This window comes from Corynebacterium suranareeae (assembly GCF_002355155.1).
In the GTDB taxonomy this organism is placed as follows: Bacteria; Actinomycetota; Actinomycetes; order Mycobacteriales; family Mycobacteriaceae; genus Corynebacterium; species Corynebacterium suranareeae.
On record NZ_AP017369.1, the window covers coordinates 1,138,095 to 1,158,105 of the forward strand.

The 20,011-nt window shown below is 51.5% G+C and carries 20 protein-coding genes; 12 read left to right on the forward strand and 8 right to left on the reverse strand.

The features are described 5' to 3' along the window. The first annotated feature begins 41 nt into the window (after window positions 1–41). Together N24_RS05405 and N24_RS05410 are read left to right on the forward strand one after the other, a co-directional pair. The gene (locus N24_RS05405; RefSeq protein WP_096455010.1) at window positions 42–1,484 is read left to right on the forward strand and encodes a glyceraldehyde-3-phosphate dehydrogenase; all 1,443 of its coding nucleotides are present in this window, start codon (window positions 42–44) and stop codon (window positions 1,482–1,484) included. Between the two features lie 44 nt (window positions 1,485–1,528). Next, the gene (locus N24_RS05410; protein ID WP_096455012.1) at window positions 1,529–1,720 is read left to right on the forward strand and encodes a hypothetical protein; all 192 of its coding nucleotides are present in this window, start codon (window positions 1,529–1,531) and stop codon (window positions 1,718–1,720) included. Here the strand turns inward: N24_RS05410 and pth are convergent, their stop codons facing one another. After that, window positions 1,721–2,269: an aminoacyl-tRNA hydrolase gene (pth, locus tag N24_RS05415; RefSeq protein WP_096455014.1), complete on the reverse strand. Its 549-nt coding sequence runs from the start codon at window positions 2,267–2,269 to the stop codon at window positions 1,721–1,723. 138 nt (window positions 2,270–2,407) lie between these two features. Beyond that, complete coding sequence (locus N24_RS05420; protein ID WP_096455016.1) at window positions 2,408–3,016, reverse strand: 50S ribosomal protein L25/general stress protein Ctc; 609 nt, start codon at window positions 3,014–3,016, stop codon at window positions 2,408–2,410. A 233-nt stretch (window positions 3,017–3,249) separates the two neighbouring features. On the opposite strand from N24_RS05420, the gene N24_RS05425 reads away from it, so the two are divergent. Further along, the gene (locus N24_RS05425; RefSeq protein WP_096455018.1) at window positions 3,250–3,672 is read left to right on the forward strand and encodes a VOC family protein; all 423 of its coding nucleotides are present in this window, start codon (window positions 3,250–3,252) and stop codon (window positions 3,670–3,672) included. Here the strand turns inward: N24_RS05425 and N24_RS05430 are convergent. The 4 genes from N24_RS05430 to N24_RS05445 form a co-directional block, all read right to left on the reverse strand. Further along, entirely contained in the window at window positions 3,655–4,284 is a 630-nt protein-coding gene (locus N24_RS05430) for a DNA alkylation repair protein (protein WP_096455020.1), read from the reverse strand. The two genes, N24_RS05425 and N24_RS05430, sit on opposite strands and share 18 nt — an antisense overlap. A 4-nt stretch (window positions 4,285–4,288) precedes the next feature. Further along, a complete protein-coding gene (locus N24_RS05435) occupies window positions 4,289–5,266 on the reverse strand; it encodes a ribose-phosphate diphosphokinase (RefSeq protein WP_096455022.1) in 978 nt (325 codons plus the stop codon). A gap of 11 nt (window positions 5,267–5,277) precedes the next feature. Continuing rightward, the gene (gene glmU, locus N24_RS05440) at window positions 5,278–6,735 is read right to left on the reverse strand and encodes a bifunctional UDP-N-acetylglucosamine diphosphorylase/glucosamine-1-phosphate N-acetyltransferase GlmU (RefSeq protein WP_096455024.1); all 1,458 of its coding nucleotides are present in this window, start codon (window positions 6,733–6,735) and stop codon (window positions 5,278–5,280) included. A 105-nt stretch (window positions 6,736–6,840) separates the two neighbouring features. Further along, the gene (locus N24_RS05445; protein ID WP_096455026.1) at window positions 6,841–8,070 is read right to left on the reverse strand and encodes an MFS transporter; all 1,230 of its coding nucleotides are present in this window, start codon (window positions 8,068–8,070) and stop codon (window positions 6,841–6,843) included. Between the two features lie 554 nt (window positions 8,071–8,624). On the opposite strand from N24_RS05445, the gene N24_RS05450 reads away from it, so the two are divergent. The 5 genes from N24_RS05450 to N24_RS05470 all read left to right on the forward strand — a co-directional run bounded on the left by N24_RS05450 (window position 8,625) and on the right by N24_RS05470 (window position 14,003). Further along, a complete protein-coding gene (locus tag N24_RS05450) occupies window positions 8,625–10,160 on the forward strand; it encodes a multicopper oxidase family protein (RefSeq protein WP_096455028.1) in 1,536 nt (511 codons plus the stop codon). Between the two features lie 131 nt (window positions 10,161–10,291). After that, window positions 10,292–11,218 carry an ABC transporter ATP-binding protein gene (locus tag N24_RS05455; RefSeq protein ID WP_096455030.1) on the forward strand — a complete coding sequence of 309 codons (927 nt, stop codon included), beginning with the start codon at window positions 10,292–10,294 and terminating at the stop codon, window positions 11,216–11,218. 30 nt (window positions 11,219–11,248) lie between these two features. Beyond that, window positions 11,249–12,094, forward strand: coding sequence for an ABC transporter permease (locus N24_RS05460; RefSeq protein WP_096455032.1), 846 nt, complete (start codon window positions 11,249–11,251; stop codon window positions 12,092–12,094). 107 nt (window positions 12,095–12,201) lie between these two features. After that, window positions 12,202–13,395: a sensor histidine kinase gene (locus N24_RS05465; RefSeq protein ID WP_231910886.1), complete on the forward strand. Its 1,194-nt coding sequence runs from the start codon at window positions 12,202–12,204 to the stop codon at window positions 13,393–13,395. Next, window positions 13,392–14,003 carry a response regulator transcription factor gene (locus tag N24_RS05470; RefSeq protein WP_096455036.1) on the forward strand — a complete coding sequence of 204 codons (612 nt, stop codon included), beginning with the start codon at window positions 13,392–13,394 and terminating at the stop codon, window positions 14,001–14,003. Before N24_RS05465 ends, N24_RS05470 begins: the two co-directional genes overlap by 4 nt. Window positions 14,004–14,039: 36 nt before the next feature. On the opposite strand, the gene N24_RS16660 is transcribed toward N24_RS05470, so the two are convergent. Beyond that, window positions 14,040–14,174: a hypothetical protein gene (locus N24_RS16660; RefSeq protein ID WP_269457455.1), complete on the reverse strand. Its 135-nt coding sequence runs from the start codon at window positions 14,172–14,174 to the stop codon at window positions 14,040–14,042. A 199-nt stretch (window positions 14,175–14,373) separates the two neighbouring features. Between N24_RS16660 and N24_RS05475 the strand changes: the two genes are divergently transcribed. Beyond that, window positions 14,374–15,468: a YihY/virulence factor BrkB family protein gene (locus N24_RS05475; protein ID WP_096455038.1), complete on the forward strand. Its 1,095-nt coding sequence runs from the start codon at window positions 14,374–14,376 to the stop codon at window positions 15,466–15,468. A 49-nt stretch (window positions 15,469–15,517) separates the two neighbouring features. Here N24_RS05475 and N24_RS05480 read toward each other — a convergent pair whose 3' ends face one another. Next, complete coding sequence (locus N24_RS05480) at window positions 15,518–16,267, reverse strand: IclR family transcriptional regulator (RefSeq protein WP_231910889.1); 750 nt, start codon at window positions 16,265–16,267, stop codon at window positions 15,518–15,520. A gap of 183 nt (window positions 16,268–16,450) precedes the next feature. Between N24_RS05480 and N24_RS05485 the strand changes: the two genes are divergently transcribed. From N24_RS05485 to N24_RS05495, 3 genes are read left to right on the forward strand one after another with little or no spacing between them, the layout of a single operon-like run. Then, window positions 16,451–17,806: an RraA family protein gene (locus N24_RS05485; RefSeq protein WP_096455040.1), complete on the forward strand. Its 1,356-nt coding sequence runs from the start codon at window positions 16,451–16,453 to the stop codon at window positions 17,804–17,806. Between the two features lie 29 nt (window positions 17,807–17,835). Next, complete coding sequence (locus N24_RS05490; RefSeq protein WP_096455042.1) at window positions 17,836–19,185, forward strand: TRAP transporter large permease subunit; 1,350 nt, start codon at window positions 17,836–17,838, stop codon at window positions 19,183–19,185. Window positions 19,186–19,188: 3 nt separating this feature from the next. Further along, entirely contained in the window at window positions 19,189–19,446 is a 258-nt protein-coding gene (locus N24_RS05495; RefSeq protein ID WP_096455044.1) for a hypothetical protein, read from the forward strand. The last annotated feature ends 565 nt before the right edge of the window (window positions 19,447–20,011 follow it).

Genomic DNA, 20,011 nt, shown 5'->3' on the forward strand with positions numbered 1-20,011 from the left:
CCCAGCGACCCCCTAGCGACTACCCAACGAAGGACTCTTAAATGACGCACAACCACAAGGACTGGAACGATCGCATTGCAGTTGCGGAGCAAATGGTTCCTCTCATCGGACGCCTGCACCGCAACAACAACGTGGTCGTTTCCGTATTCGGTCGTCTCCTTGTGAATGTCTCAGACATCGACATCATCAAATCTCACCGCTACGCCCGCCACATCATATCCAAGGAACTTCCACTGGAAAGCTCCTTGGATATTTTGCGTGAATTGGTAGACATGAACCTGGGCACCGCATCGATCGATCTGGGGCAGCTGGCCTACGACTTCGAGGAATCTGACAGCACTGACCTGCGTGCCTTCTTGGAAGAATCCCTCGCGCCTATCATTGGCACAGAAGTTGAAAGCAAACACACCGATATCGTGCTCTACGGCTTTGGTCGCATCGGCCGCCTGCTGGCCCGCATCCTGGTCTCCCGCGAAGCACTCTACGATGGCGCACGACTGCGCGCTATCGTTGTGCGCAAAAACGGCGATGAAGACCTGGTCAAACGCGCTTCACTGCTGCGCCGCGATTCTGTCCACGGCGGATTTGATGGCACCATCACCACCGATCATGACAACAACATCATCTGGGCAAACGGCACCCCAATCCAGGTCATTTACTCCAATGACCCAGCAAGCATTGATTACACCGAATATGGAATCAATGACGCCGTTGTTGTCGATAACACCGGACGCTGGCGTGACCGCGAGGGCCTATCCCAGCACCTCAAGTCCAAGGGCGTTGCCAAGGTTGTGCTCACCGCGCCGGGCAAGGGCGATTTGAAGAACATCGTGTACGGCATCAACCATGCTGATATCACCGCTGATGATCAGATCGTATCCGCAGCCTCATGCACCACCAACGCCATTACGCCTGTGCTGAAGGTGATCAACGATCGCTACGGCGTGGAATTCGGCCACGTGGAAACCGTGCACTCCTTCACCAATGATCAGAACCTGATTGATAACTTCCACAAGGGTTCACGTCGTGGCCGTGCCGCGGGCCTAAACATGGTGCTCACCGAAACCGGTGCCGCAAAGGCTGTGTCCAAGGCTCTTCCAGAGCTGGAAGGCAAGCTCACCGGCAACGCCATCCGCGTTCCCACCCCAGATGTATCCATGGCAGTGCTCAACCTGACCTTGGAGAAGGAAGTAGACCGCGACGAGGTCAATGAGTTCCTGCGCCGAGTATCCCTGCACTCCAACCTGCGCCAGCAAATCGATTGGATTCGCTCCCCAGAAGTTGTTTCCACCGACTTCGTGGGCACCACCCACGCGGGCATTGTTGATGGCCTAGCTACCATTGCAACCGGTCGCCACCTGGTGCTCTATGTGTGGTATGACAACGAGTTCGGCTACTCCAACCAGGTCATTCGCATCGTCGAGGAAATCGCCGGTGTGCGCCCACGGGTGTACCCAGAGCGTAAGCAGCCAGTCGCTTTGTAAGATTTCAGTAGGTAATCCAAGCCTAATACCGTGCGATTAGACACATGAGTAAGCGTAAGTCTCGGGTGAAAATCACCCACAACCCGCTGGGCATGAAGCTCAAAGACACGTGTTGTCGCAAAACTCCGCGCTGCAAGAACTGTCCAGTGGTGTACACGCGCTTACTCAAATCTGGCGCTTTAGAAAACGATGACGCCGACCTGCCGCGCCGCCTCAAAGAGGCGCGGCGCAAGTAGCTAGCTGGCCATATGCTTTTCGACGAGATCTGCAGCGTCCGCCGCCATGATCGGAATTTCCGCTAGTTCTTGCTTGCCAAAAGGCTTCAACACAAAACTTGCCGGATCCATCCGACCCGGTGGCCTGCCGATCCCGACACTAAGTTTCCAATAATCCTTAGTACCCAAAGCTTTAGACGTGGATTTTAAGCCATTGTGCCCGTGGTCCCCACCACCTTGCCGAAGCTTCACCTGGCCAAAATCAAGCTCTAATTCATCATGGATCACAATGACGTTGGCAGCTGAAATTTTAAAGAAATCGCACAACGCCCTAATCGGTGTTCCAGACAGGTTCATAAAACTCCGAGGCTTAGCCACAATCAAACCCGGCAGCTGCGCAATTTCAGTGTTGGAACGTTTATGCACGCTAAAAGACGCAAATTTACGCGATACTAATTCCTCTGCGACTTCAAAACCAATATTGTGGCGAGTGCCCACATATTTCGGACCCGGATTACCTAGGCCAACAACTAAAAGGGGAGAGTTGGGAGAGTTCTTCACATCCCCCATCCAACCATGAGTTTCAGATAAGCAAAAACGGGCTTCGTACCCTTTGAAAAAGCTTGCGATGATGATTGTGCACTGTCATCACCGCGTGCTTTTTCAAAAAGTAGCGAAACCCGTTAGATCGCTTATTGCGAAGAAAGCTTACTCAGCTGCTTCTTCGCCCTCAGCTGCAGCCTCATCCTCGTCGGTCTCTTCTGCTTCAACCTCTGGGTAAACGATGTTCACGATGAGGGTCTCAGGATCCTCAACCAAGGTGGTGTCGCCATCGAGCTCGATGTCAGCAGCGGTGACCTGAGCGCCGAACTCAAGTCCCTCGATGGAAACCTTGAACTCTTCAGGGATGGACAGAACGTCTGCCTCAACCTTGATGGTGTCAGCATCCTGAACGAACATGGTGCCTGGAGCTGGCTCGCCCTCAACGATGACAGGAACGTCAACCTCAACCTTTTCGCCGCGCTTAATAGCAAGCAGGTCAAGGTGATCGATGTTGAAGGTTAGAACGTTCTGGTCGATGTGCTTGACCATGGTGAGGTGCTTTTCGCCCTCAACGTCAAGCTCAACAACAGCGTTAACGCCCTCGCTGCGGACAAGTGCTGCGAAGACGCGGTGATCAACGGTCACGTGCAGGTTGGACTCAACGTCTGCGCCGTAAACAACAGCAGGGATCTGGCCAGCAACGCGTGCACGACGTGCAGAGCCCTTGCCGAACTCAGTGCGGACAGCAGCCTCAATGGTCTGGTACTTTGCCATAGTGATTTCTCCTCATGGATGAAGGTGGACACTCGGCCGCGAAAAGAAAAAGCCCGCGACCGACTCGAATGTCTTGGTCGAGTCTTCGCAGGCAGCGCACCACAAAAGTGCACTAAAGAAGTCTAGATCGCGTCGATAACGGTTAAACACAAAAATGCTTGACCCTCGCCGAGACCTAAACATACTAGCATGGAGTGAAAACCTACTCCAACTCCTAAGAAGCAGGCAACCTCATGGCACGACTACAACATGACATGATCTTCATCAACCTACCTGTCACTGATCTCGCAGCGTCCAAGCGTTTTTATGCAGGTCTTGGCTTTGCAGAGAACCCAGTTTTTAGCGATGAGCATACTGCTTCGTTTGAAGTAAGCGATGCAATAGTCGTGATGCTTTTAGACACTGAGCGTTTCAACACCTTCACCCACAGGCCTGCCGTGGAAAAGAACGGCCCTAGGGAAGTCTTAAATTGCTTGTCCGTGTGCTCAACTGAAGACGCAGATGAATTTATGCGCCGTGCGAGAGAATTCGGTGGCACCATCACACGTGAGCTTGCTGCAGAAGGCCCCATGTACGGCGGGGCATTTGACGATCCAGATGGGCACGGGTGGGAGTTGATGTACTTTGACCCAGATGCACTAGCTGATATGTCTTAAGGCTTCTCTGCGGCTAAGTGGCGTTAACTCTGAGGCGTCGACAAAAGCGCGGACCCAGCTGGGATCGTGGCGAGAGAAATCTCTAAGCGCCCAGCCAATGGCTTTGTTGATGAAAAACTCCGAAGACCCAAGATTTTGCTCAATGATCCACGCCAGTAGGGAAGCGTCAGTGTTTTTCTTTCGACCCAGTTGGTGAATGATAGCAACTCGGCGAACCCAGAAATCCTCATCTAATGCCCAAGCGCGCATGAGATCATCGTCGTGGTTCGCGCCGATGGGTTTAGCTAAAGAATCAACAGTGTCCCACCACGATTTGGTTTGTACTAAAGCTTTGGCAAATCCTAAATCGGCGATACCCACCCGTTTGATGTGATCGCAAGCAACATATTGAAACTCGCGCTCTGGGGCGTTGAAACAATCCACCACAAAATCGGTGTCTAATGTTTTAAGTGATTTAAGAATCTCTTTGCAGGCCTCTTTGCGTGGGGTTGCCGCAATGCCGAGAAAAGGAAACTGATCCCGCATGTAGCCAGCCATACCGGTGGCACGTGCGGGATCAGCTAAAGGTTCCAATGCCAACCGGACGCGCTCAAATACGTCCGAAGTGTGCATTGTTTTAAGCTTCACCCTCGAAGAGAGTGGTCACGGAGCCGTTTTCGAAGATCTCGTTGATGGTACGAGCCAGCAGCGGTGCGATCGACAAAACAGTCAGGTTGCTCCAGCCTTCGGTGGACTGAGGCAAGGTGTCGGTGGTGATAACTTCCTCAGCACCGCATGCGGACAAACGCTCGCGAGCTGGGTCAGAGAACACACCGTGGGTGCAGGCGATAACAACTGACTTTGCGCCAGCCTTCTTCAGCACACCGACAGCGCCGGCGATGGTTCCGCCGGTGTCGATCATGTCGTCGAGAAGCACGCAGTCCTTGCCGTCGACGTCACCGACCACGCGGTTGGCGACAACCTGGTTGGCAACCTCGGTGGAGCGGGTCTTGTGCACGAAAGCCATTGGGGCATCACCAAGGGTGTTTGCCCACTTTTCTGCAACCTTCACACGACCTGCGTCAGGGGAAACCACGCAGATGTTGTCGAGGTTGTAGTTTTCCTTGATGTAATCAGTCAGGATCGGCATGGCGTGCATGTGATCGACTGGGCCATCGAAGAAGCCCTGGATCTGATCAGTGTGCAAGTCCACAGACACGATGCGGTCTGCACCAGCAGTAAGCATGAGATCTGCGATGAGGCGGGCAGAAATTGGCTCACGGCCACGGTGCTTTTTATCCTGGCGCGCATATGGGTAGAACGGCAGGATCGCGGTGATACGCTTTGCAGATCCACGCTTGAGGGCGTCGATCATTAAAAGCTGTTCCATCAGCCACTTGTTCAGAGGCTGCGTGTGGGACTGAAGGACGAAACAGTCAGAGCCACGAACGGACTCCTCGAAGCGGACGTAGATTTCACCATTGGCAAAATCGCGTGCCGTCATGGGAGTGACTTCTACCTCAAGCTCTTTAGCTACAGCTTCAGCTAGTTCTGGGTGCGCACGACCCGAGAACAACATGAGGTTTTTATGGTTTTGTTTCCAGTGAGCAGTCATGAGAAGTCTGCTTAGCCTTCCTGGTTGTGGACGTTTTGGGCGGCTTCTGCGGCTTTCGCTGCAGCGGATCCCGGGCGCTTTTTTTGCACCCAGCCTTCGATGTTTCGTTGGCGTCCGCCGGACACGGCAAGGGCTCCGGGTGGAACATCGTCTTTGATTACTGTACCGGCTCCGGAATATGCTCCGTCACCCACGGTCACTGGAGCGATGAACATGGTGTCAGAACCAGTGCGAACGTGGCTGCCAACAGTGGTGTGGTGCTTGTTTTCGCCGTCGTAGTTAACGAAAACGGAAGAAGCACCAATGTTGGATTCTTCACCAATGGTGGCGTCGCCAACGTAGGTGAGGTGTGGAACCTTGGAGCCACGGCCAATGGTGGCTTTCTTGGTTTCTACGAATCCACCGAGTTTGCCTTCTGCACCCAAGCTGGTGCCTGGGCGGATGTAGGTGAATGGACCAACGGTGGCGTTTTCGCCGATGGTGGAATCAAAGCCATGGGTGCGCACCACGGAAGCGCCTTCGCCGATGGTCATGTTGGTCAAGGTGGTGTCTGGGCCAAGTTCCACGCGGTCACCGATGACGGTTTCGCCCTTGAGCTGGGTACCTGGGTGGATGATCACATCGCGGCCGATAGTAACCTCAACATCAATCCAGGTTGTTGCAGGATCAACGATGGTTGCACCACCTTTCATGGCGGCGGTGACAGTTCGGCGGTTTAGCTCTGCGCCAGCTTCGGCTAGTTGAACGCGGTCGTTGACGCCGGCAAGCTCGCGGGCATCAGCAGCGGTGTGGGCACGAACAGGGTGGCCTTCGCTGCGCGCGATTCCTAGAACGTCGGTGAGGTAGAGCTCGCCTTGAGCATTATCGGATTTCAGCTCTGAAAGGGCAGAACGCAAGATAGCCGCGTCGAAAGCAAAGACACCAGAGTTAACCTCATCAATAGCTTGGACCTCTTCGGAGGCATCTTTTTGCTCAACGATCGCGGTGACTTCGCCTTCTTCGTTGCGCACGATGCGGCCGTAACCGGTGGGGTCTTCCAGACGCATGGTCAACACTGTGACAGCGGTGGGGACTTCCGTGTGGGCTTCCAGCAATGCGGATAGGGTGTCGTCGGTAAGCAAGGGGACATCGCCGTTGGTGACGATGATGGTGCCCTCAAAGCCTTCGAGCTGATCCATAGCGCACTGCACTGCATGTCCAGTGCCGTTTTGTTCTTCCTGGACGGCCACTAAAACTTCACGGTTTAGTTTTTCTGCCACCTCGGCAACAGCAGGACCTACCTGGTCGCGACCATGCCCGATTACTGCAACGATGTGCTGCGGGTTAAGACCAGCAGCGGCATGCAAGCTATGCGAAATGAGACTGCGGCCGCCGATGCTGTGCAACGTTTTTTGTAAGTCAGATTTCATTCGGGTTCCGGCACCAGCTGCCAAAACGACAACTGCACTGGAAGAATCGCTTGCGCTCAAGATTATCTCAAATCCTTAAAAGTTTTCGCGGGGCACTTATACCCAAGCAAGCATAATGCCCCGATGAGCAAAACCTGCTCATTTGGGTTGAAAATCTTTAAAAACCTATCCCGCAGAAACCTCTTTGAGCCCCCGGGCAGTAAGAGTGCCCAGCAGGCCAATGACAGCTAGGAACAGTAACGCTGCCTCATTTCCGAAGATAGAAATGACGCCAGAAAGAGCTCCGACAATGAGTAAAACTACACCCATTAGTGTGTTGGCATCAGCAACATAGCGGGTGCGAGTATCACCTTCCGCCATGTCCATCACATAGGTTTTGCGGGCCACGCGGATCGCGGTGTGCGCCAAAGTGACCAGGAAGAAACTTAACGGAAACACCACTGTGTTTACTGCCGATGGGGCAAACGCAGCACTAAGCACCACCAGTACTAAAACGATTGAGCCAAAGAGCGCGCCGCCAGCCATGACGTTTTTAGAAGAGCGGTCTGACCAAATGCCAGAAATTCTTCCACCGACAATTGAGGCCAATCCAGAGGCAATGAGGAAGAAACCAAGCGTGTCGATGCTGCTGCCCGATTCCGCGGCCAGAGCCACGATAAAAGCAGTCGACAGAGCTGTCACAAGCATCATGGAGCGAACAAGGACGAAGCGTCGAAAAGCTTTATCGTCTTTTAACGCCTCGATGCACCGGCGCACCCACGGGTTATCGGTGGGGCCGTCGTGCGAGGTTTCAGGCTCGTCGCGCTCCAGGCGCGCAAAAATAATTGAGGCAAACAGCCAGCTAAAAGAACTTGCGATAACCACAGACGCCAGCACCCACGCCGGGGAATCCGCGCCCAAAAACACGGCAATGGCAAGGCCTGCAACAAGCCCCATCACGCCACCAATGACAGTGGCACGACCCGTCACCAGCCCGCGTTTACCCTTAGAAATCACCTTGCCCTGCACATCTTTCGACGCAATCGAGCACATGGAACGAAACAGCGACAGCGCGCCCAGCAGCACAATCACCGCAATACCCAGCCCCCAGCCGCGCAAAAACAACGCCGCCATCCCAATACCCAGCGCCGAGACGAACTGGCCGTTCGAACCAATCACCCACACTTTGCTTCTCGACGTCTGCCTCAACACCCAGCCAGTAATCGCAGCTTGCGGCAGCATCGATCCGGCTTCGCGGATCGGAACCAACAGCGCCAGCAAAAACCCTGGCGCGCCTGCGGCATGTAACAACCACGGCAACACTGTTTTGGCTGCCACAATTTGATCACCAATATTTTGCAAGCCGTTGGACCAAATGAGCCGACGTGCGTTGCGCTCCTCTGTGGGATTTGTCATGGACTAAAGCTTAGGAGAGATGCGTGCAAACGGGCTTGTTGGGGCAGTGGCTTCATACCGTCATATACGACCAACTCCATAGGCAGATTAAAATTTCTTGGTCGCCAGTGCTGGTTTGAGGGCATTGATACTCGCGTACGCGACCAAAACTTGCTTTGAGATAAGCGTTTTTGGTCACCAGATGAAAAACTGCTCAAAGAGGCCAGAAAAGGTGACCTCACAGAATCGCCTCTCCCGGCCTTTGGGAACCCTGTCGATACAAACACTTATGTGAACAATTGGAGGCCTTAAACTGGCTGTAAACGCCTTGGTTTCTCAAGCTCAATTTCTTAATTTCCCTCGGTTTTTGGCTGATTTCCTTCACGTGCTCAACTTCTTAACAGGCGACATCGCTAGGAAAACCTGACATCGCCTAGCGAAGTCGCCTGTTAAGAAGTCGCTTTTTAAGTGGTGTGTCCCTCTGTGGGATTTGTCATGGATCAAAGCCCAGAAGAAGTGGGTGCAAACGTTGTTATGATGAACTTTAGATTAAATAATCTGCTTGAGGAGTACATGTGGCAGCGGTGGATCGTCGAACTTTTTTCAAAGGTGCCGGAGCTGTGGCAGCGGCAGTAGTTGGTGCACAAGTACTAACTGCGTGTTCTTCAGAATCTGTGCGAGGTTATGGGGGAGAGCCGCGAGCACTGCCTATTCCGCCAGCAGATTTAGGTTCCCGTGAGGGAACAAGCGTCCACTTCGCCTTGGATGCTCAAACTGGGGAAAGCCAGATTCTTCCTGATGTCACCACTGAAACGTGGGGTTTCAACGGCACGCATTTGGGTCCAACGTTGGTGATGAAAAAGGGCGATGACGTCCACATTGATGTGACAAATAATTTGGATGACATGACCACGGTGCATTGGCATGGTATGAAACTCCCAGCGATTGCCGATGGCGGACCGCATTCACCGATTGAGCCAGGCCAGACCTGGTCACCAACGTGGACAGTGGCTAATGATGCTGCCACATTGTGGTATCACCCGCACACCCATGGATTGACCGGACTGCATGCATATCGTGGTCTGGCGGGAATGATCATCGTTGAAGATGAAGTTTCGGAAGCATTGGATCTGCCGCAAGAATATGGTGTCGATGATATTCCGCTGGTGTTGATGGATCACCGCTTCTTAGACGATGGCTCGTTGGACGAAGAAGACCTGCCGGACCTGGGGCTTTTGGGTGATACTCCCACTGCTAATGGCATCACCAACGCACACTTTGATGCCACCACAACCCGGGTGCGCTTTAGGGTACTTAATGGTTCCAACATGCGGTTTTATAACTTGGCGTTTTCTGATGAACGCACATTCCAGGTCATTGCCAGTGATGCTGGTTTTCTAGACCAGACCGCAGACCGCACCACCTTGGCAATTGGGCCAGGTGAACGGTGGGAGATCGTCGTGGATTTGGAACCTGGCGAGGACGTCACTTTGGAATCTGTTGGTTTCAAGAACAATTATGGCGTGCCAGATGATGAATTTGTGCCAGATTTTGGCATGGGTGATTCCTTCCAGCTGCTCACTATCACCGGGCCTGCCGAAGATGCCGCACAAACATCAGCCTTGCCTGGAGTGTTGGTGAAATCTTCAGAGCCAGATACTATCGACGCCCCCGAGCGCACCTTCATCATGAACACGTTTTCCATCAATGACCTGCAGATGGACATGCAGCGGGTTGATGTTGTTATTGATCATGATCAGCCTGAAGTGTGGGTGGTTACCAACGACAACTCTGATTGGCCGCACAATTTTCATGTCCATGACGCTCGCTTCAAAGTACTAAAATTCGAAGGCACCGATGTGGAACTATTTAACGATGGTTGGAAAGACACCGTCGGCCTGCCACCAGGGGCAACCGCAACTTTAGCAGTGGAATTTGGGCACTATCCAGATCCCCAGTGGCCATACATGTATCACTGCCATATGCTCTATCACGAAGACCAAGGCATGATGGGGCAGTTTGTCATCGTCAACCCCGGCGAAGAGCCGGCGGCGGTGCTGGGTGCTGGGGCCAGCTCGGGGTCTATGGCCGGTGGAGAGCATGAGCACTGAGATGGGTGGCGGCGTCGAAAAGCAATAATTTTTGCTCATGACATTTGTCATTAAAAATATGTGAGGAACGCAGAAACATTCCTGACATATGGCTCTACCAGGTGTTATTGGAAGTGGGCACAATAAAACCCATGACAACGACACCTGCAATTGAAGTAGCTGAGCTGGTCCGCTCCTATGGGGATTACGAGGCCGTGAAAGGCGTGAGCTTTCAGGTCAACCGCGGTGAAGTCTTCGGGCTTCTAGGAACCAACGGCGCTGGTAAAACCTCCACTTTGGAAGTAATCGAAGGGCTATCTCGCCCCACTTCCGGCACAGTGCGTATCTCCGGGCTAGACCCCGTGGCTGACCGCGCCATCCTGCGCCCCGAACTAGGAATCATGCTGCAATCCGGCGGGCTGCCCTCACAACTAACCGTCCTAGAAACCATGAACATGTGGCACGGCACCTGCTCTTATCCACGTGATATCAAAGATGTGCTCGCCAGCGTTGATCTGCTTCACCGCGAAAACGTCAAAGTGGGCGCACTATCTGGCGGAGAACAACGTCGCCTTGATCTCGCCTGTGCTTTGCTGGGGGACCCATCAATTTTGTTCCTTGATGAACCCACCACCGGACTTGACCCAGAATCCCGACGCCACACCTGGCAACTACTCCAGGAATTAAAACAGCGCGGAGTCACCATGATGCTGACCACCCATTACTTAGAAGAAGCTGAATTTCTTTGCGATCGGATCGCCATCATGGACTCCGGCGAAATCGCAGTTGCCGGCACCTTGGAAGAACTAGCAGCACGTGAGAAATCGATCATCAGCTTTGTGCTGTCGGGCTCCCAGGTAGATCTCCCAAGGCTTGGCGGCGCAGAGATCATCCGCGAGTTAATCAGCGACAACGCGCACATTCGAATTTCCACCTCCCACCTGCAAGAACACACCTTGGAACTGCTGAGCTGGGCGTCGGCATCAGGAATAGTCTTAGAAAACTTTGCGGCGAAACCTGCCACCTTGGAATCGGTGTTCATGGAAATTGCTTCACCACAAACCGCACCGGCACGTTAAAACTCAAGCCTGTATAGAAAAGAGAACCTCATGAACGCTCAAACCGTCACCTCATCCGTAACCCCTTCTGTGACACCTTCTGTGACCCCAGCCCGCAAAACCGCATTTGTGAAAACCTCCCTGTTTAAAGCCGAATGGCTTCAGTTCCGGCGCAACAGAACTTTAATGTTCATGGCCACAGTTTTCCCCGTCGGAATCCCGCTCCTCATCTTTGCCGTGGGCGCAGGTGGGGCAGTGGAAACCGCAAATGCTTTTGACTACTTTGTCATGTACACCCTGCTTTTCGTGCAGTTTTATACTGTTTTATCCATGGCTACGACGCGCCGGGATGAGCGTGTGTTGAAACGACTTCGGACAGGAGAAGCCCGAGATCTCGATATTCTGGGAGCCATTTGTTTCCCCGGCGCGCTTTTAACACTCATCTTCACCATCGTCATCATTCCACTGTTGCTTGCCCTTGGTGCTCCCATGCCGGTAAACCTGATTCCCATGGTCTTGGCAGTCCTACTTGGTTTGGTGCTGTGCAGTGCACTTGCTTTACTTACCAGTGGCTTTACCCGCAATGCTGAAGCTGCACAATTAACCTCTGGACCAGTATTTATACTTGCGATGGGTGGGTTGGGATCTGTCCGAATCGCATTTGGTGAAAGCATCGTTGCCGATATTTTGGCTTACACCCCCTTCGCCGCGATTAGCGATTTAGCCCAAATTGGTTGGGCAGGCGCAACCTTTTATGACAATGTCACAGGTGCAACACCAGTCGACTTTGCCGGTGCGTTCCAAGAAATGCTTGTACCTTTAGGTATCCTGGCGGTTTGGACAATCGTGGCGTTGTGGGCGGCAAGCCGTTATATGCGCTGGGATTCCCACCGTTAAAGTTCCGCTAGCCGCTTGGGGTTGCCGCGAGCGGTGGTCAAGTCGCTCCTAGCATTTGAGAAACGATGGTTAAAGATTTCAAGTTTTCACGTTTGGTAACTCCCGTCATGGCTCCGCTGAACTCATGGCGGAAGTTGCCCAATTTGGCTAAGTACACGCTGTACACCCGGTTGTCGTTGCAGTCGATACCCGTGGTGTTGTTGCTTGTGTATTTCCTTGCGGTGATCGCAAATGCCCAAAGTTTAGATTTATCGTTTCTTTGGCTTTTTATTTCCGGCCTTGTACTGCTTGTTTTTACAGTGCTGGTGTATGAGTTTCATCCGTCACTTAATTCCCGGCCGCGGCGCAATGTTCAACCGTTTTTTGTTGCTGGTTTAGCGTTGAATCTTGTCGTGTTTGTTGCTTCTGTGATTGTTCAGCTGCCTGTGCTTGAAGGCTTCACCACGGAAAGCATCCGAGCATTCGCGTTGGTGTATACCGTGACTTGCGCGTTTTTATTATCTATCGCGTATGTTCCGTGGCTGAATTATAGGTGGGCATGGATCATCGCGATTTCTGGAGTCTTGTGGTGGATTAACACGACCACCAACTATCTCACCGCCATAGGTGTCATCATGCCAGCAGCAATGGCTGGGACTGTTCGGCTTTCCATCTGGACTGTTGATGTAATGAAAGAAGCCGAGCGGTCGCGCGAATTGGAAGCGTCACTTCGGGTAACAGAAGAACGTCTGCGTTTTGCCCAAGAACTTCATGACACCTTGGGCCAGCACCTCGCTGCCATGTCCGTGAAGTCAGAACTTGCATTGGCACTGGCCAAACGTGGCGATGATCGACTGGAAAACGAGCTGCGGGAGCTGCAAAAACTCACCCGAACCTCCATGTCAGAAATGCGAGAGGTAGTCTCTGGCTACAGGACGATCAATTTAGCCACGGAAGTCGAAGGAGCAAAAAGCTTGCTTGCCGACGCCCACATCAACCTTTCCGTCATCGGCACCACGTCTCAGGTGTCACCCGATCACCGAGAACTGTGCGCGTGGCTTGTTAGAGAAGCCACCACAAACATTTTGCGGCATTCAGATGCCACCGATGTCACCCTCACCTTAAGCAGTAAAGAAGTTCGCATTGATAACAATGGGGTGACAAAAGAAATTACTAAACTTTCAGGACTTAGTGCGCTGCGCAGTAGGGCAGAATCAGCAGGGATGACGTTGTTTGTTTCCCGTGAAGGCGACATCTTTAGTGTGCGCATGCTGCTCGATTACACAGATGACACCGTTGCTACGGAAAGGCCAACCTCATGATTACCATTTCCATTGCCGATGACGAATCCTTAATCGCAAGCTCCCTGTCTACGCTGCTGAGTTTAGAACCTGACCTTGAAGTCAGCCAGATCGCAGCTTCGGGCGAAGAACTTCTTGAACTATGGGAAAATCTAGAAACCCGCACCGATGTCTGTGTGATTGATCTTCAACTCGGTGGCATTGACGGCATCGATACCGCCTCAAAATTGATGGCCACCACACCTGGTTTGGCCGTGCTGATTGTGACGAGCCACGCCAGACCACGCCAATTAAAACGCGCATTAAACGCAGGTGTCTTAGGATTTCTTCCCAAAACATCCACCGCAGAACAATTCGCCACAGCAATTCGAACCGTGCATGCCAGGCGTCGCTATATTGATCCCGAGCTAGCTGCAATGACGATCAGCGCTGGAGAATCACCGCTGACAAATCGTGAAGAGGAAGTACTTGAACTTGCAGGTAAAGGTTTAAGCGCAGAGGAAATCGCTGAGGCAGCACACCTTGCTCCGGGTACAACAAGGAACTATTTGTCCCAGGCAATGGCAAAAGTTGGCGCGCAGAACCGCTTTGAAGCGTTCACGCGCGCCAGGGAAATGGGCTGGCTGTAACTCTTTAAATTAACTTAGCCCAAATATGTAGAAATCCTAGAAGGATAGCACCGCAAGGATGGTGGACCCCACAAATGCTGGGATAAATGTGTCTCGTGGGAGGCCAGTCATGTTGACCCAGTTGTTGGTGCTCCACTCAAACCAGTGATTGACGATCGATACGATATCCATGAGCTTTACTTCCTTTTCTCGGGCTGTGCCGGGCTATGCCAAACTGCTTAACACAAACTAATAATTGGTGATCTACCCCACACTATAAATGAGTTTGTCGGCCAAACTGTGGTACTGCAGATAACTGTTGCCGTTTCGTAACCGCTTGGTTAGGAAATTTCTCCAATGCTCAAATGGGCGAATATGACATGATGAAGTCGTGGTACAGCCCCAAGAACATCTCGATGCAACGTTGATCGCCGCGGACACCCATGACGGCATCAGCGATTCCGGCGAGCTTAAGCAACGTTTGAGTTTCAAGGGATGGAAATATGCCTTGAGTCGTACTGTAAAAGATGTTATTCCTGATGGCTTGCTTGATTTGGCAGCGCTGTTGACGTTCTTTTCTATCCTCTCCCTGGCTCCGGCAGTGCTGCTGGGGTATTCGGCGATCACGATATTTTTGGCTAGTGATTCCACTGAAATTTTGCATCTTGTGCGTGATCTTGTCTCGCAAAATATGCCTGAAGACCAAGCGCAAGTGGTGCTGAGCGTTATTGATTCGATTGCAGGTTCCGCCACTGCTGGACAAGTGGGAGCTATTGTCGGTTCGATCGTGGCGCTGTGGACCTCATCTGCTTATGTTCGTGCTTTTTCCAGGTGTGCCAATGCCGTTTATGGCCGCAGCGAAGGCCGAACATTGTTGAAACAGTGGGGGATGATGCTCCTGCTCAACCTCGGATTATTGCTTGGAATCATCATCATTTTGGTGTCGTGGGTGGTCAACGAAACGTTAGTCATGGGACTACTTGCCCCCATCGCAGAACCACTACACCTTACCGAAGAGCTAAGTTTCCTAACCGATAAGTTCATGCCGATTTGGGTATGGGTGCGCTGGCCGGTGATTGTGGTGGTGCTCATTATGTTTGTAGCCACCCTCTATTATTGGGCCCCTAACGCAAAGCCGTGGAGATTCAGGTGGCTTAGCCTGGGATCTTTTTTAGCCATTGTAGGAATCATTATTGCTGGTATTGGCCTGAATTTCTATTTCACAACGTTCGCTGCGTTTAGTTCTTATGGGGCAGTGGGATCATTGCTCGCGGTGTTTATAGCGCTGTGGATTTTTAATATTTGTTTGATTATTGGTCTGAAAATTGACGTTGAAATCAGTCGCGCACGCCAGCTCCAAGCGGGCATGTCGGCAGAGGCCCATAGCCTGGTTCCACCGCGTTCAATTGATGCGGTGGCAAAAATGAAGCAGCGCCAGCAGCGCTTAACGGAGCAGGCTAAGGCTTTTAGGGAAGAGAGCAATTAAAAAATTGCTTGTCGACGCCCCGTTCCTCTCAGATCGAGTAACTGCTGGTCTAAAGCATTTGTGTGCTAATTCTTCGAGCTGCTTGTAGTACCAAAGATTGGTGCTCGAGGATTGCACTTTCATTGATTAGACCGTCGTGTCCAGCAATGCTGATTGTTGCAATCACTTCATCATGTCCGTTTCGAATTGGAGCAGTCAGGCTTACTGTGCCACGGCTTCGTTCGGACGAGCTGACAAAGTAATCAGTTTCGTGAATGTTTGCTAGATCTTGTCGCAGTGTTTCAGCGGTTTGTATTTCTCCATCTGCCAAGTGAAACGGTTCGTAATTGTTGACTATTTCATCTCGTTTTTCCTGATCCATAAAGGCTAGGAGTACTTTTCCACCACCAAGGGTGAGTGAGAGGAGTTGGCCAATGGGAAATTCGTAGCCAAGTGCGTTGGGGGCTTCAATGCGAGAAATTAGTACGCGTTGATCGCCACTAGGTACAAAAACTGATGATGTCAGAGATGAAATGGATGCAACCTCACGCAAAATCGGCGGTGAAATAAGAGCTAGCCGATCTTGGAGCTGGAATGCATGTGCATGTGGGAGAACCTGGGGTCCAAGTGTGTATCCGGTGGGGGACATCTTGAGATAGTCGCGTTTTTCTAAAGTTCCGAGAATGCGCTTCGTCGTGGCGATGTGGAGACCTGTCGCCTTGGAGATCTGCGTGAGTGTTAACGGGTCGGTTGATGAAGACACGCTTTCGATGACATCGAGGGCTCGCTCTAATGTTCGACCCTGATTTCCTTCTGCCATTTTATGCCTCCTTCTAGGCACTGGGTGGACTTTAAGTATGTTCCACATCTCTGTGCGAAACAAGATATCACTCAAAGATAAAAGATTTCAAAGTCACTATTGACAACTTTGTGAGCAGTACGTCACAATGACTCTCATCACTTCATCAAGTGATAGGAATTATCATCTAGTGATAGAGGGGTTATGAAAGTAGCAGTTTTAGGTCTCGGCGAAGCGGGAATCATGTATTCCCAGGCATTTGCAGAGGCCGGTTGTGAGGTACGTGGTTTCGATATTCGGCAGGTAGCAGTGCCTGAAGGGGTCACTTTTGTCCCCTCGGTGGCAGAAGCTGTGCATAATGCCGACCTGATTTTGAGTCTTGTCACCTCCCGCGGAGCGCTTGCTGTTGCACAAGAAGTGCGTGAATCGGTTACATCAGCTGCCGTGTATATTGATCTAAATTCCGCATCACCTGCAAAGAAGCTCGAGGTTCAAGATGCACTTGATGGATCCGTCAAAATGGTTGATGGTGCAGTAATTGGCTCTGTGATGAAATACGGTGCGAAGGTGCATTTGTTGTTGTCTGGAGAATTTGCACAAGAAGCTGCAGAATCTATGTCCGTGATCGGCTCAGACGCAGAGGCTATTGGTGGAGCTGTTGGCGATGCATCACAACGCAAGTTGCTTCGTAGTGTTTTCATGAAGGGTCTTGGTGCACTGATTGCGGAAGCAATGCAAGCGGGTGAGGAAACCGGCCAAGTTAAATGGATGCGAACCCAGATTGCCAATGAGCTTATAGATGGTGAAGCCACGCTGGATCGCCTTAATGACGGCACAAAAATCCATGCATTGCGTAGGGCACATGAGTTGAAAGATAGCCTTGATCAACTCCAACTAAATGCATGTGAATCACTTAATTGGCCAGTGACCCGTGGCGCACTTGATGTACATAAGTACTGGGCACGCACAACAGGATCAAGCATTGTGGAAGAACTGGCGCAGGTCCCTACTGCAGCGCTTGGTGATGGTGGAGATCGTTTAGGTGTCGTGCATTCGTCAATCAAACAGACATGGAAGTCCCGCGCGATAGCTGGCAAAGCATTTACGGTATACACCAGAGAAGGCGACAATCAGGCTATACACCGAGCACTTAAAGAAGCAGCTCCTGGGGATATTCTCGTTGTATCTGGTGGCGGATTCACCGAGCGCGCCCTGATGGGCGAACTAATTGCACAACGAGCACAAAACGCGGGAATCATCGGGATGGTTATCGATGGCGCTGTCCGAGATGTTGATGAATTGGAAAAACTCGACTTCCCAGTGTGGGCGGCAGGCGTTTCACCAGCAGGACCATACAAACACGGCCCAGGCCGACTAGGAGTACCAGTTTCCATCGGAGGGGTTGTCTGCCAACACCGCGACTTCGTCGTTGCCGATGCTGATGGTGTGGTTGTAATTCCTGGCGAAAGTGCAGAACAACATCTTCATGCAGGTTTAGCCGTGGTGGCAGATGAAGCTTCCAGGCGTGAACTTATTCGTGCAACAGTCCCGGTCACCTAAGACCTAAGAAAAAGAAAGGAGGAAAGTCAATGCCTATTGCGCTGATTGCTCTTGCAGTATTTATTGCCGTCATTGTTGTGTGGAATGTTGTATTCAAACGAAACATGGCCGAAGCTATGATCGTTGGTTTTCTTGCCACACTATTATTCGCGGGTAAAGATGCACCGCGTTTTGTGGTTGAGGCGCTGCGGGAAGCCGTGGAGAATGAAGTCCTGTTTGCAGCTGCAGCTTTCGTATTCATGACGTATTTTGTGCAAAAGACTGGCGTCATGGATCGGCTTGTCGGAATCCTCAGCTCACTTTTAGGACGACTTCCAGGTGGGCCAGCACTGGTTGACACTGTAGCTTCCGGCGCGATGGGAGCATTGGCTGGTGGATCCAACACTGGTAATGCGGCAGCCAGTGGTTCGATCACTGGGCCTTGGATGGTTAAAACTGGATGGACTCCGCACCGTGCAGCTACGATCATCGCAGGTAATGCAGGTTTGGGGGCGGCGTTGCCTCCCAGTGCATCAATGGTGATCATGATTGGTTTTGCAGGTTCAATGGTCACAACCAGCCAGGTGTACATGGCGTTATTAGTGGCTGGTCTTTACCAGGTAGTGTATCGAATCTTTTTAACTGGTTGGTTTGTGTTCCGTGACGGTATCAAAGCCGAAACACATAGTGATCATGTTCCTTTGAGGAAGTCCTGGAAGCAGGGTTGGCCATCAACACTAATCTTTATTGGTGCGATTCTTCCGATTTTGTTGACTGTTGGCCCATTGGCTAATTACCTCAGCAACACGAGCGTTGGAGAGTCCATGGGGAATATTTCCCTTATTATGTGGATTCCATTGCTTATTATCTTTATCTCTGGTGTTGTGGCTTGGCGTGAACTGCCGAGGTCTCCGAAGGCTTGGTGGTCTTTCATGGGAGATGGCGTGCCGCAGTTCTATACCATTGGAACAATTTTGTTCTTCGCTATTCTGGCCAGTGAGGTCCTTGCTTCTTTGGGGCTGGATCAAGATGTCAATATGGTCTTGGATGGACTGAATTTGCCGTTGTGGCTTCTAGTTGCACTGGTAGGCTTGTTGGTGGTGTTGGTTGCAGGACCTTTGTCATCGTCGGCAACATTGAGTGCGGTTGGCCAGGTTTCTTTGTTCGCCATGGTCGGTGCAGGTGTTGAACCAATCTTGGCTCTAATTGCTATTTTGGTTTTCGCTTCCACTGAAGGTGCATCTCCTCCAGCTTCAGGTTCTATCTTCGTAGCCTGCGGTATTACTGGGGCTAGACCTGAAAAGACGTTTATTCCGCTCGTTGTTTATTACGTTGTTCCATTCTTCTTCCTTGGTGTGTTTATTGCACTTGGAATTATCCCCGTGCCCACAGGAGGCTAAATCATGAAACAGTCAATTAATCAGACAACAAAGTTTCTATTTGCACTCTCGATTAGTGTCTTCTTTGTCCTCGGTTTCCTCATCGTTGGTGGGCAAGCGGTAGGACTGGTTATTCAGAACTCAGCACTTATTTCTCGTTCATATGAGTTATTTGCTGTTCCCTCCATTTCGATGGCTGTTATCGCCGGTCTCATGGGATATATCAACTACAACACGATCGAAAAGCCAGCCTTTAAAGATCTAGAAGACGAAGAAGACTAGGCAGCGGCCTGCTTTTTCAAGGCACCCAGTCAATGTGAATTGAGATGAAGCAGCGCCAACAGCGTTTAACGGAGCAGGCTAAAGCTTTTAGGGAAGAGAGCAATTAGAAAAATTGCTTGTCGACGCCCCCTCCTGTTTCCTGTACCGTGAGGGTTATCACAGTAATTAGGAAGGGTTAATAATGAAGATCCGTCATCGTGTCCTCATAGCGTGCGCTGCAATAGTCCCTCTTGTGTTTTCCACAAATGCAACTGCGAATGCGCAAGATTTGGTCCAAACCTCCAATGAAGCTGTTGTTGCATCTACTTACGGTCAGTTGCAGAATCCAATAGTGGCTCCGTTTGCCATATTTTCAACCATGTCGGTGTTAACGGCACACTTCTTTGTGTGGTGTCCAGTGGCAACAAACTCAGGGTGGATTGACCCCTACTCAGGCGAGTGTACGTTCTAACCATGAAAACCGGGTAAAGGTTTAACTCCCGGGGAACTTTGTCACTTTTGTCGATCAGTTGTTTCAAGTCAGCATTACCTAAGTTAGGCTGTGAAGAATTGAATTGATCTGACA

Coding starts and splice junctions, on each gene's coding strand:
- N24_RS05405 (WP_096455010.1), top strand. CDS start 42: ATGACGCACAACCACAAGGACTGGAACGATCGCATTGCAGTTGCGGAG.
- N24_RS05410 (WP_096455012.1), top strand. CDS start 1,529: ATGAGTAAGCGTAAGTCTCGGGTGAAAATCACCCACAACCCGCTGGGC.
- pth (WP_096455014.1), bottom strand. CDS start 2,269: ATGGGGGATGTGAAGAACTCTCCCAACTCTCCCCTTTTAGTTGTTGGC.
- N24_RS05420 (WP_096455016.1), bottom strand. CDS start 3,016: ATGGCAAAGTACCAGACCATTGAGGCTGCTGTCCGCACTGAGTTCGGC.
- N24_RS05425 (WP_096455018.1), top strand. CDS start 3,250: ATGGCACGACTACAACATGACATGATCTTCATCAACCTACCTGTCACT.
- N24_RS05430 (WP_096455020.1), bottom strand. CDS start 4,284: ATGCACACTTCGGACGTATTTGAGCGCGTCCGGTTGGCATTGGAACCT.
- N24_RS05435 (WP_096455022.1), bottom strand. CDS start 5,266: ATGACTGCTCACTGGAAACAAAACCATAAAAACCTCATGTTGTTCTCG.
- N24_RS05445 (WP_096455026.1), bottom strand. CDS start 8,070: ATGACAAATCCCACAGAGGAGCGCAACGCACGTCGGCTCATTTGGTCC.
- N24_RS05455 (WP_096455030.1), top strand. CDS start 10,292: ATGACAACGACACCTGCAATTGAAGTAGCTGAGCTGGTCCGCTCCTAT.
- N24_RS05460 (WP_096455032.1), top strand. CDS start 11,249: ATGAACGCTCAAACCGTCACCTCATCCGTAACCCCTTCTGTGACACCT.
- N24_RS05465 (WP_231910886.1), top strand. CDS start 12,202: ATGGCTCCGCTGAACTCATGGCGGAAGTTGCCCAATTTGGCTAAGTAC.
- N24_RS05470 (WP_096455036.1), top strand. CDS start 13,392: ATGATTACCATTTCCATTGCCGATGACGAATCCTTAATCGCAAGCTCC.
- N24_RS16660 (WP_269457455.1), bottom strand. CDS start 14,174: ATGGATATCGTATCGATCGTCAATCACTGGTTTGAGTGGAGCACCAAC.
- N24_RS05480 (WP_231910889.1), bottom strand. CDS start 16,267: ATGGCAGAAGGAAATCAGGGTCGAACATTAGAGCGAGCCCTCGATGTC.
- N24_RS05485 (WP_096455040.1), top strand. CDS start 16,451: ATGAAAGTAGCAGTTTTAGGTCTCGGCGAAGCGGGAATCATGTATTCC.
- N24_RS05490 (WP_096455042.1), top strand. CDS start 17,836: ATGCCTATTGCGCTGATTGCTCTTGCAGTATTTATTGCCGTCATTGTT.
- N24_RS05495 (WP_096455044.1), top strand. CDS start 19,189: ATGAAACAGTCAATTAATCAGACAACAAAGTTTCTATTTGCACTCTCG.